Origin of the sequence: Mesorhizobium sp. M1E.F.Ca.ET.063.01.1.1, from assembly GCF_003998155.1 — a bacterium.
Taxonomy (GTDB): domain Bacteria; phylum Pseudomonadota; class Alphaproteobacteria; order Rhizobiales; family Rhizobiaceae; genus Mesorhizobium.
This window is the reverse complement of sequence record NZ_RZSC01000826.1, coordinates 1-2494: the sequence shown is the minus strand read 5'-3', so window position 1 is coordinate 2494 and position 2494 is coordinate 1. Positions and strand designations below refer to the sequence as shown.

Sequence of the window (2494 nt, the reverse complement as noted above, 5' to 3'; positions counted from 1 at the left end):
GTCCGTCGATCAGTGCCGCCGTCGCTTCCGCGACGCGGTCTGCCTCGGCTTTAGGCAGGATGCCGGTCAGCCCGCTCATCAGGTTGGAATGCAGGCGCCGCGCATAGATGCGGAGCAGCCGCCGCAAGGCGGAGGACTTCTGCGCCTCGACATAGAAGGCGAGCCAGGCCGCGATCGTCTCCGGCTGGAACTGCTCGTCGGAGAAGCTGACAGCGACGACGGCGGAGACGCGCTGGCGCGGCGTGGCGGCGGGGCGAAACGCGCGCTTCGTATCGGCATTCAGCTCGGCGAGGATGTGCCGCATCGTTGCGAACAGCAGCTCGTCCTTGGCGCCGAAATAGTGATGCGCGAGCGCAGACGACACGCCGGCGCGGCCGGCGATCTCCGACATGGTCACGTCCAGCGAGCCGCGCTCGCCGATCGCCGAGATCGTCGCGTCGATGAGCGCCTTGCGGCGCAGTGGCTCCATTCCGATTTTCGGCATTTGGGGGGTCCGTTTGGCATGAGATTATTTTTTATTGACGGATCAATCAACAAAAAATTCCGACCTGGGATCAACCGATCGTGTCGCTCTGGCCCATCCATGGGACTGGAAAAAAGTTCACTATTGAACAATATTGAGTAACCGGCCGCGACGGGACGTGCTAGGCTCGCGGCAAATGGAGGCTGCCATGACCGCATGCATCATCGGCTGGGCGCATTCGCGCTTCGGCAAGCTCGAAGGAGAGACGCTGGAGGGCCTGATAACCAAGGTCGCCGTGGACGCGCTCGACCATGCCGGCATCGGTCCCGACGACGTCGACGAGATCGTGCTTGGCCATTTCAACGCCGGCTTTTCCCCGCAGGATTTCACCGCGAGCCTGGTGCTGCAGGCTGATGCCCGACTGCGCTTCAAGCCGGCGACCCGCGTCGAGAATGCCTGCGCCACCGGCTCGGCCGCCGTCAGGCAGGGCATCCGCGCCATCGATGCCAACGCTGCCCGCATCGTGCTGGTGGTCGGCGCCGAGCAGATGACGACCACGCCCGGTCCGGAGATCGGCAGGAACCTCCTCAAGGCGTCCTATCTGCCGGAGGAGGGCGACACGCCGGCGGGTTTCGCCGGTGTCTTCGGCAAGATCGCGCAGGCCTATTTCCAGCGCTATGGCGACCAGTCGGACGCGCTTGCCATGATCGCCGCCAAGAACCACAAGAACGGCGTCGACAACCCCTATGCCCAGATGCGCAAGGATTTCGGCTACGAGTTCTGCCGCCAGGAAAGCGAGAAGAACCCGTTTGTCGCCGGTCCGCTGAAGCGCACCGATTGCTCGCTGGTCTCGGACGGCGCCGCGGCGCTGGTGCTCACCGACACCGCGACGGCGCTGAGAATGCGCCGCGCCGTCACCTTCCGCGCCAATGAGCACGTCCAGGATTTCCTGCCGATGTCGAAGCGCGACATCCTTGCCTTCGAAGGCTGCGAGCGTGCCTGGGAGCAGGCGCTGAAGAAGGCTGGCGTCACGCTCGACGACCTTTCCTTCGTCGAGACGCATGACTGCTTCACCATTGCCGAACTCATCGAATATGAGGCGATGGGGCTGGCCAAGCCCGGTGAGGGCGCCAAGCTCGCGCTCGACGGCACGACGGCAAAGGACGGCCGGCTGCCGGTCAACCCTTCCGGCGGATTGAAGGCCAAGGGCCATCCGATCGGCGCCACCGGCGTGTCGATGCATGTGCTCACCGCGATGCAATTGACCGGCGAGGCCGGCGGCATCCAGGTGCCGGGAGCCAAGCTGGGCGGCATCTTCAACATGGGTGGCGCTGCCGTCGCCAATTACGTTTCCATCCTCGATCGGATCAGGTAGAAGCGGCCCGCATTTCATTGCGGGGAAGCCATGAGTAATCCGGTTCTGGTCGAGGTTCTGCGCGGCGCGGTGGTCGAAAGCGCCCATCGCGGCGCTGTTTCTGTCTTCGATGCCGACGGCAAGGCGGTTCTGGAGATTGGCGACACGGCGCGCCCGGTGTTCCCGCGCTCGGCGGTGAAGGCGATCCAGGCTCTGCCGCTGGTCGAAAGCGGTGCGGCCGACGCCTATGGCTTCGGCGATCGCGAGCTCGCACTGGCCTGCGCCTCGCATTCAGGCGAGCCGGCCCATGTCGAACTGGCCGCGGCGATGCTGGCCAAGGCGGGTCTCGACAAGACCGCGCTCGAATGCGGCGCGCACTGGCCGTCGAACCACGATGCGACGATTGCGCTGGCGCGCATCGGCAACGTGCCCAACGCGCTGCACAACAACTGCTCCGGCAAGCATGCCGGTTTCCTCTGCACCTGTGTGCACTCGGGCATCGCCCATGGCGGTTACGTCAAGGCCGGCCATGCTTTGCAGGAGATGGTACGCGACGCCATGCAATCCGTGACCGGCGCCGCGCATGATGTCGGCCATAGCGCCACCGACGGCTGCTCGATCCCGACTTACGCCGTACCGCTGAAGAGTTTTGCGTTGGGCTTTGCGCGTATGGCGAC

Annotated in this window: 3 protein-coding genes; 2 read left to right on the top strand and 1 reads right to left on the bottom strand. The window is 65.0% G+C overall.

What is annotated here, in order from left to right; all coding sequences use genetic code 11:
- Positions 1–484: transcriptional regulator BetI (gene betI, locus EOA29_RS32935; RefSeq protein ID WP_127222174.1), on the bottom strand; the 484-nt coding region annotated here is incomplete at its 3' end.
- 187 nt (positions 485–671) lie between these two features.
- Here betI and EOA29_RS32930 point away from each other — a divergent pair.
- Both EOA29_RS32930 and EOA29_RS32925 read left to right on the top strand, forming a co-directional pair.
- Positions 672–1838: an acetyl-CoA acetyltransferase gene (locus tag EOA29_RS32930; RefSeq protein ID WP_126095039.1), complete on the top strand. Its 1167-nt coding sequence runs from the start codon at positions 672–674 to the stop codon at positions 1836–1838.
- A gap of 30 nt (positions 1839–1868) precedes the next feature.
- Positions 1869–2494 (top strand): asparaginase (locus tag EOA29_RS32925; RefSeq protein WP_189479066.1); only part of this gene is annotated, 626 nt, incomplete at its 3' end.